This window comes from Kineococcus indalonis (genome assembly GCF_009906395.1).
Taxonomy (GTDB): Bacteria; Actinomycetota; Actinomycetes; order Actinomycetales; family Kineococcaceae; genus Kineococcus; species Kineococcus indalonis.
Map to the genome: position 1 here is coordinate 1 of NZ_JAAALM010000152.1, position 7,989 is coordinate 7,989.

Annotated in this window: 9 protein-coding genes; 6 read left to right on the forward strand and 3 right to left on the reverse strand. The window is 78.0% G+C overall.

Going from position 1 to position 7,989, the window contains the following annotated elements:
• The 5 genes from GTR00_RS09545 to GTR00_RS09565 form a co-directional block, all read left to right on the forward strand.
• Positions 1 to 2,205, forward strand: a 2,205-nt coding sequence (locus GTR00_RS09545; RefSeq protein WP_166611395.1) for a hypothetical protein, incomplete at its 5' end; no start/stop codon positions are given.
• A gap of 133 nt (positions 2,206 to 2,338) precedes the next feature.
• The gene (locus GTR00_RS09550; RefSeq protein WP_166611396.1) at positions 2,339 to 3,262 is read left to right on the forward strand and encodes a metal ABC transporter solute-binding protein, Zn/Mn family; all 924 of its coding nucleotides are present in this window, start codon (positions 2,339 to 2,341) and stop codon (positions 3,260 to 3,262) included.
• Complete coding sequence (locus GTR00_RS09555) at positions 3,259 to 4,080, forward strand: metal ABC transporter ATP-binding protein (RefSeq protein WP_166611397.1); 822 nt, start codon at positions 3,259 to 3,261, stop codon at positions 4,078 to 4,080. The genes GTR00_RS09550 and GTR00_RS09555 overlap by 4 nt, the downstream gene beginning before the upstream one ends.
• The gene (locus GTR00_RS09560; RefSeq protein WP_323132363.1) at positions 4,077 to 4,994 is read left to right on the forward strand and encodes a metal ABC transporter permease; all 918 of its coding nucleotides are present in this window, start codon (positions 4,077 to 4,079) and stop codon (positions 4,992 to 4,994) included. The genes GTR00_RS09555 and GTR00_RS09560 overlap by 4 nt, the downstream gene beginning before the upstream one ends.
• A 47-nt stretch (positions 4,995 to 5,041) precedes the next feature.
• Positions 5,042 to 5,674 (forward strand): FMN-dependent NADH-azoreductase, encoded by a 633-nt coding sequence (locus tag GTR00_RS09565; protein ID WP_166611398.1) that lies wholly within the window; start codon positions 5,042 to 5,044, stop codon positions 5,672 to 5,674.
• A 61-nt stretch (positions 5,675 to 5,735) separates the two neighbouring features.
• Here the strand turns inward: GTR00_RS09565 and rpmG are convergent, their stop codons facing one another.
• Both rpmG and GTR00_RS09575 read right to left on the reverse strand, forming a co-directional pair.
• On the reverse strand, positions 5,736 to 5,903 hold the full coding sequence (gene rpmG / locus GTR00_RS09570) for a 50S ribosomal protein L33 (RefSeq protein WP_166611399.1): 168 nt from the start codon (positions 5,901 to 5,903) through the stop codon (positions 5,736 to 5,738).
• A 102-nt stretch (positions 5,904 to 6,005) separates the two neighbouring features.
• Complete coding sequence (locus GTR00_RS09575; RefSeq protein WP_166611400.1) at positions 6,006 to 6,797, reverse strand: hypothetical protein; 792 nt, start codon at positions 6,795 to 6,797, stop codon at positions 6,006 to 6,008.
• 106 nt (positions 6,798 to 6,903) lie between these two features.
• On the opposite strand from GTR00_RS09575, the gene GTR00_RS09580 reads away from it, so the two are divergent.
• A complete protein-coding gene (locus tag GTR00_RS09580; RefSeq protein WP_205705438.1) occupies positions 6,904 to 7,500 on the forward strand; it encodes a GNAT family N-acetyltransferase in 597 nt (198 codons plus the stop codon).
• Between the two features lie 22 nt (positions 7,501 to 7,522).
• Here GTR00_RS09580 and GTR00_RS09585 read toward each other — a convergent pair.
• Positions 7,523 to 7,989, reverse strand: a 467-nt coding sequence (locus GTR00_RS09585) for a helix-turn-helix domain-containing protein (protein ID WP_166611402.1), incomplete at its 5' end; no start/stop codon positions are given.

Here is a 7,989-nt window from a genome sequence, read left to right on the forward strand (position 1 = left end):
GTCCTGCTGGGGCTGGCCGCGCCCGCCCGCGCGGCCGCGCCCGCCGCGGGCACCACCCCCACCGCGGGCACCGCCCCGCTGGTGCTGGTCGGCTTCAGCGGCGTGCGCTGGCAGGACGTCTCGGCCACCGCCACCCCGGCGCTGGCGTCGATGGTGGACGGGGCGATCGGCACGGTGGCGGTGCGCAGCGTGTTCACGGCGGCGTGCCCGGGCGACGGCTGGCTGGCGCTGTCCGCCGGGCGGCGCGCCACCGACTCCGCGGGCACCTCCGCCGAGCACGTGCGCGCCGCCTGCGCCCCGGTGGCCGAGGTCGTCGACGGCGCGCAGCCGGACTGGGCGGCGTACCGGGCCATCGCCGCCGCCGGCACCTTCGGGGCGCGCCCGGGCCTGCTGGGCGACGCGCTGGCCGCCGCCGGCACCCGCACCCTGGCGGTCGGCCCGGGCGCGGGGGTGGCGCTGGCCCGCTCCGACGGGCGCGTGGACGGCTACGTCCCCTCCGCGCAGGCGCCCACCCCGGCGGCCGTGGGCGGGTACGTGCAGGACGCGCTGGAGTCCGGAGCGCAGGTCGTCGTCGTCGACGCCGGCCGGGTGCGCGACCCCGCCGACCTGCCGGCCGACGAGGAGCCGCCGGCGGGCGCGGTCGCCGAGCAGGTCGCCGCCGTGGACGCCGTGGTGGCCGCGGTGCAGAGGGCCGTGGCGGCCAGCACGGGGGCCGGGGCCACGACGCTGATCGCCGCCTCGACCGCCGACGCCGGCCGCACCGCGCACCTGCAGTTCGCCGCCGCCACCGGCCCGCGGCCGGGCGGCGGCGCCTACGACGGGCTGCTGGGCAGCCGCTCCACCCGCCAGACCGGCATCGTGCAGACCACCGACCTGACCCCCACCGTCCTGGCGCTGGCGCTGGGCGGCGACCACGGCGTCGCCGGGCTGGTGGGCGCGCCCGTCACCAGCACCGACGCCGGCGCGAGCGCGGCGCAGCGCGAGGAGAAGGTGCGCGACCTGGACGCGGCCGCGCAGGCCGTGCAGCCGCTGGTGGCGCCGTTCTTCTCCACCTGGGCGGCCAGCCAGCTCCTGCTGTACGCGGTGGCGACGCTGGCGCTGCGCCGGGCGTGGGGCGGGGCGCGCGGGCGGCGCCGGGTGCTGTCCTGGCTGCGGGCCCTGGCCGTGGTCTACGGGGCGGTGCCCGCCTCCACGTTCCTGGCCAACACGCTGCCGTGGTGGCGCGCCGGGGACTCCACCGGCGCGCACCTGCTGGCGGTGACCGCCGCGGTGGCCCTGTACGTGGCGGTGGTGACCGCCGTGGCGCTGCTGGGCCCGTGGAGCCGGCACCCGCTGGGCCCGCTGGGCGTGGTGGGGGCGGTGACGGCGGGCGTGCTCGCGGTGGACGCCGGCACCGGCTCGCGGCTGATCACCTCCAGCCTCAACGGCCTGCAGCCGGTGGTCGCCGGGCGCTTCTACGGCCTGGGCAACCAGCAGTTCGCGCTGTTCGCCACGGGCACGCTGCTGCTGACGGTGGCGGTGGCCGACCACCTGCTGCGCGCGGGGCGGCGGCGGGCGGCCGTGGGCGCCGTGGTGGTCCTGGGCGTGGCCGCGGTGTACGTGGACGGCGTGCTGGGCAGCGACTTCGGCGGCCCGCCGGCGATCGTGCCGGCCTTCGGGCTGCTGGCGCTGCTGGTGGGCGGGGTGCGGGTGACGTGGCGGCGGGTGCTGCTGCTGGGCGCCGGCACGCTGCTGGTGCTGGCGGCGATCTCGGTGGCGGACTGGCTGCGCCCGGTGGACGACCAGACGCACCTGGGGCGCTTCGTGCAGACGCTGGTCGACGGCGGCGCCTGGCAGGTGGTGGAGCGCAAGGCGGCGCAGAACCTGCGCATCCTGGTGGGCAACTGGATCCTCAGCCTGGTGCTGGCGCTGGCGGCGGTGTTCATCGCGTTCGTGCTGGTGCGCCCGCGGGTGCTGGGGGTGGCGGTGCTGCAGCGCGCCTACGACCGCCACCCGGCGCTGAAGCCGGGCTGCACGGCGCTGCTGGTGCTGCTGGCGGTGGGCTTCGCGGTGAACGACTCCGGCGCGGCGGTGCCGGCGGTGGGCGCGATGCTCGCCGTGCCGCTGCTCATCGCGACCTGCACGCGCACCCTGGAGGACCTGGGCTCCCCGGGCTCCCCGGGCTCCGCACCACCGCCCTCCCCCGCGGTGGTCGTGCACGGCTGAGGCCGGGCGGGGTGGTGCCGGCCCGGCGCACCGGGGTGGTGCCGGCCCGGCGCACCGGGGTGGTGCCGGCCCGGCGCTGCGGGGCGGCGGGGTTACCCTTTCGACAACCGTTCCCATCGTCAGGAAGCTCCTCATGCGCCGCCGCCAGCCGCTGGCCCTCGCCGCCGCCCTCGCCGCCGCCCTCGGCCTCGCCGCCTGCGGCGGGGACGACACCGCCGCGGGCAGCGCCACCGCCTCCGCCGCCGACGACGGCGCCGTCACCGTCGTGGCCTCCACGAACGTGTACGGCGCCATCGCCTCCGCGATCGCCGGCGACGCGGCCACCGTCACCTCGATCCTGTCCGACCCCTCCGCGGACCCGCACAGCTACGAGGCGAACACCCGCACCCAGCTGGAGCTCTCGCGCGCCGACGTCGTGGTCGAGAACGGCGGCGGCTACGACGACTTCGTGGACACCATGCTCGACGCCGCCGGTGACGCCGACCCGGTCGTGGTCGACGCCGTGGAGGTGTCCGGCAAGGACACCACCGGGGAGCTCAACGAGCACGTCTGGTACGACGTGGCCACGGTGCGCAAGGTCGCCGACGCGGTGGAGGCCGCGCTCGTGCAGGCCTCCCCGGACGACGCGGCCACGTTCACCGCCGGCGCCGACGCCCTGGACGCCCAGCTCGCCGGCCTGGAGCAGCGGATCGCCGGCGACGCCGGCGCCACCCGCGGCGCGCGCGTGGCCGTCACCGAGCCCGTGCCCGGCTACCTGCTGGACGCCCTGGGCGCCGAGGACGTCACGCCGGAGGAGTTCTCCGAGGCGATCGAGGAGGAGAGCGACGTGCCGGCCGCGGCGCTGCGCGAGACCCTGGACCTGTTCACCGGCGGGCAGGTGAAGGCGCTGGTCTACAACGAGCAGACCACCGGCCCGCAGACCGAGCAGGTCCTGGCCGCGGCCCGCGCGGCCGGTGTCGCGGTGGTGCCGGTGACCGAGACGCTCCCCGAGGGGCAGGACTACGTGACGTGGATGACGGCGAACGCGGACGCGGTCGCGGCGGCGCTGCGCGCGTGAGGGGCGCGGAGGCGGCCGCGGCGCCCGCGCTGCGGCTGCGCGGCGCGGAGCTGGCCTACGGCGGGCGGCGGCTGTGGTCCGGCCTGGACCTGGACGTCGCCCCCGGCGAGTTCGTCGCCGTCCTGGGCGCCAACGGTGCGGGCAAGTCCAGCCTGCTGAAGGTCGTCCTGGGCCAGCAGCCGCTGCGCGCGGGCACCGTGGAGGTCGCCGGGCGCCCGGCGCGGCGCGGGGACCGGCGCATCGGCTACGTGCCGCAGCAGAAGGGCCTGGACCCGGCCACGCCGCTGCGCGCGCGCGACTTCGTGCGCCTGGGCCTGGACGGGCACCGCTGGGGCCCGCTGCTGCCCTCGCGGCGCGCGGACCGGCGCGTGGACGAGGTCCTGGCCGCCGTGGGCGCCACCGCCTACGCCCGCGAGCCGGTGGGCCGCCTGTCCGGCGGGGAGCAGCAGCGCCTGCGGGTGGCGCAGAGCGTGGTGGGCGACCCGGTGCTGCTGCTGGCCGACGAGCCGCTGCTGTCGCTGGACCTGCACCACGCCGGCGTGGTCGCGGCACTGGTGGACCAGTGCCGCCGGCGCACCGGGGCGGCGGTGCTGTTCGTCACGCACGACGTCAACCCCGTCCTGCCCTACGCGGACCGCGTGCTGTACCTGGCCGGCGGGCGCTTCCGCATCGGCCCGCCCGACGAGGTGATGACCTCGCAGACCCTGTCGTCGCTGTACGGCGCGCCGGTGGAGGTGCTGCGCTCGGGCGGGCGCGTGCTCGTCGCCGGCGCCGCCGCGGCCGGCGAGCACCCGCACGCCCACGAGGAGGTCTCGTGACCCTCGCGTCCCTGGCGCCCGCCGCCGTGCCCGCCGTGTCCTGGGGCGACGTGTTCGACTTCCGCGACTACGGCGCCCTGCTGGAGCTGGTCCACAACTCGCTGTACGCCGGGGCGCTGCTCGGCCTGGTCGGCGGCCTGGTCGGCGTGCTGGTGATGGCGCGCGACCTGCCGTTCGCGGTGCACGGCACCTCCGAGCTGAGCTTCGCCGGCGGCGCGGCGGCCCTGCTGCTGGGCGTGGACGTCGTGCTGGGTTCCCTGGTGGGCTCGGTGCTGGCGGCGGTGCTGTTCGGCGTGCTGGGCAACCGCGCGCGCGAGCACAACTCCGCGGTGGGGGTGCTCATGCCGTTCGGCCTGGGCCTGGGCGTGCTGTTCCTGGCGCTGTACGAGGGGCGCGCGGCGAACAAGTTCGGCCTGCTCACCGGGCAGATCGTCGCGGTGGACGACCCGCAGCTGGTCTCGCTGGCCGTGATCTCCGCGGTGGTCCTGCTGGCCCTGCTGGTGCTGTGGCGCCCGCTGCTGTTCGCCTCGCTGGACCCGGAGCTGGCCGCGGCGCGCGGGGTGCCGGTGCGGCTGCTCTCGCCGCTGTTCATGCTCGTGCTGGGCCTGTCGGTGGCGATGAGCGTGCAGGTGGTGGGCGCGCTGCTGGTGCTGGCGCTGCTGGTGACCCCGGCGGCGGCGGCGCTGCGGGTGAGCTCCTCGCCGTACGTGGTGCCGCTGCTGTCGGTGCTGTTCGCCGTCGTGGCCGTCGTGGGCGGCACCCTGCTGGCGCTGGGCTCGACGGTGCCGATCAGCCCGTACGTGACGACGGTGTCGTTCCTGCTGTACCTGGCGTGCCGGCTGGTGGCGCGGCTGCGCCGGCCGGCGGCGCGGCCGGGCGAGCGGCCCCGGCCGCGCGCGGTCGAGGCGGTCTGAGGGGCGAGGGGCCCCGGCGGACGGGAGGGCGTCGGTAGGTTGGCCCGGTGCCCCACCTCCTGCACCTGGACTCCTCCGCGGACCTGACCCGCTCGCGCTCGCGCGCGATCACCGCGGCGTTCGCCGCCGCCTGGCGCGCGCGGGGGGAGGACTTCACCGTCACCCACCGCGACCTGCACCGCGACCCGCTGCCGCACCTGCCCGACCCGGAGCTGCACTGGCCGGCCGCGGCGCGGCGCGCCGACGCGACCCCGCCCGCGGACTGGGACGCGCTGCAGCGCGAGGTCCTCGACGAGCTGCTCGCCGCGGACGCCGTGCTGGTGGGGGCGCCGCTGTACAACTACACGGTCCCCTCGACGCTGAAGGTGTGGATCGACTGCGTCCACGTGCCCGGGGTGACCACGGGCGAGGGCGTGCAGCCGCTGGCCGGGCGCCCGGCGGTGGTGGTCAGCAGCCGCGGCGGCGTCTACGACGCGGGCACCCCCACCGAGACGTGGGACCACGGCGTGCCGGTGCTGCGGATCGTGCTGGGCAACGCGCTGGGCATGGACGTGACGGTGGTGCAGACCAGCGCGACGCTGGCGGACCGGCTGCCGGACCTGGCGGACCTGCGCGAGCGCGCCGACGCGGAGTTCGCCGCCGCCGTGCGCGCGGCGGAGGAGCTGGCCGCCACCCTGTGACGGGTGCGCGACCGGCCGCGGTCCCGCGGGACCGCGGCCGGTCGCACCTGCGGCTGGAGCCTCAGCGCTCCTCGCGGAAGTCCACGTGCTCGCGCACGACCGGGTCGTACTTGCGCACGACGAGGCGGTCGGGGTCGTTGCGGCGGTTCTTGCGGGTCACGTAGGTGTACCCGGTCCCGGCGGTGGACCGGAGCTTGACCACCGGGCGGACGTCGGCGTGCTTGGCCATGACAGGCGCTCCCTTCGAGCTCGGACACCCTCCACAACGACCCGGTAACGATGCTCATTCCCGTGTGGGGGCCGGTGCGCGGGCGCCCGCGCCCCGCCCCGCTCAGCCCTGCGGCTCGCCGGCGACGGCGGTCGCCGGCACGTCCCCGCACGTGGTGCCGCGCGCCCCGGTGACCGCCGGGTCGTCCGCGCCGACCCCGCTCGCCACCGTCCGCGTGGCGCCGTTGCGGGCGTGCAGGCGGTTCGCGTCGACGAGGACCTCGGTGCGCGCGACCGTCCACCCCCCGCCCCCCTCCACGGCGTCGACCCCGTACAGGTGCAGCCCGTCGACGGCGCGCTCGCACGCCAGGCCCGTGCCGTACCCGCTGAACCCCAGGCTGAAGGAGTACTGCGCGCCGTCCGGCCCGGGCACGGGCACGAGGGCCGCGCCCTCCTGCCGGTAGGCGTACAGCTGCACGGAGCGGCCGGTGTCCAGCAGCACCACCGGGGCGCCGGAGGCCAGCACCGCGGCCGACGCGCTCGCCGCCTGCGGGGCCGCGGAGGTGAACTCCACCGAGGTGGTGCCGTGCGCGGTGGTCGTCGCGCCGAGCAGGCGCCGGCCGCCGGTGTCGGCCAGCCACAGGGTGTCGCCGCGCCCGTCGCCGTCGAGGTCGACGGTGGCGGCGGTGCCGGCGCCCGCGGGCACCCCGCCACCCCCGGTGGCCGCTGCGGTGGCCGCTGCGGTGGCCGCGGCGGTGGCCGCTGCGGTGGCCGCTGCGGTGGCCGCGGCGGTGGTCGCGGCGGTGGCGGGCGCCCCGGCGGAGGCGTCCTGCCCGCCGGAGCAGGCCGCCAGGGGCAGCGGCGCGAGCGCGGCGAGCAGCAGGGCGGCGGTGCGGCGGGCGTGGACGGTGCTCACGGTGGCCCCTCCTCGGGAAGTTCGTGGTGGCAACTTCTCAGACGCGCCGGGGCCCGTTCCCGTTGCACGGCTGGCGGGGCGGGCGGCAGGGGTGAGGATGGGCGGTGTGCCGCACGCCCCCTCCCCCGCAGGTGCCCCCGACGCGACGGGGGTGCAGCGCACCGGCCGCCTGCTGCTCTCCCCGCCGCGCCTGAGCGACCTGGAGGACGTCTTCGCCCTCTACTCCGACCCGGCCGTGTGGGAGCACCTGCCCGCGGGCCGGCACACCGACCGCACGCGCACCGCGCTGCTGCTGGAGCGCATCGCGGAGAGCTGGCGGGTCGCCGGCCTGGGCAGCTGGGTGGCGCGCCTGGCCGACGGCCCGGAGGCCGGGCGCCTGGTCGGCACCGGCGGCTGCGACCTGCGCCTGGGCGTGGCGTGGAACCTCGGCTACCGCCTGCACCGGCGCGACTGGGGGCAGGGGTACGCCAGCGAGCTGTCCACGGCCGCCGTGGCCGCCGCCCGGCGCGCGCACCCGGACCTGCCGGTCACCGCGTACCTGCTGGAGGGCAACACCCGCTCGGCCGCCACCGCGGAGCGCGCCGGGCTGTTCCGGGTGTGGCGCGGCCCCGACGCCGGCAACCCCGACCCGGCGGCGGTGCGGGTGGTCTTCGCCGACCGCCCCGTCTCGCGCACCGCCCTGGAGGTGCTGACCGCCACCTGAGCGCCGGCGGCGGCCGCGACGCTCAGCGCCCGCGCGGGCGGGCCCGCACGTGCATGCGCTCCCCCTGCGGGCCGAACAGGCTCAGCAGCTCCACCGGCACCGCGCCGGGGTTGCTCACCGCGTGCGGCAGGCGGGTGTCGAACTCCGCGGCCTCCCCCTGCGGCAGGCGCAGGTCCCGCTCGCCCAGCCGCAGCCGCACCGTCCCCGAGAGCACGTAGAGCCACTCGTAGCCCTCGTGGACCTGCGGCTCGACGTCCTCGCCCACGCCCGGCGCCAGGACCGTCTTGAAGGCGCGCAGCCCCCCGGGCGCGCGCGTCAGCGGCAGCGACGTCACCCCCGGGCGGTTGCTCGAGCGGCGCCGCCGGGCGGGCGCGGGCGGGGCGACCAGCTCGTCCAGGCTCACCTCGTAGCGCGCCACCAGCGGCAGCAGCAGCTCCAGCGTCGCGCGCCGCTCGCCGGACTCCAGCCGCGACAGGGTGCTGACCGAGA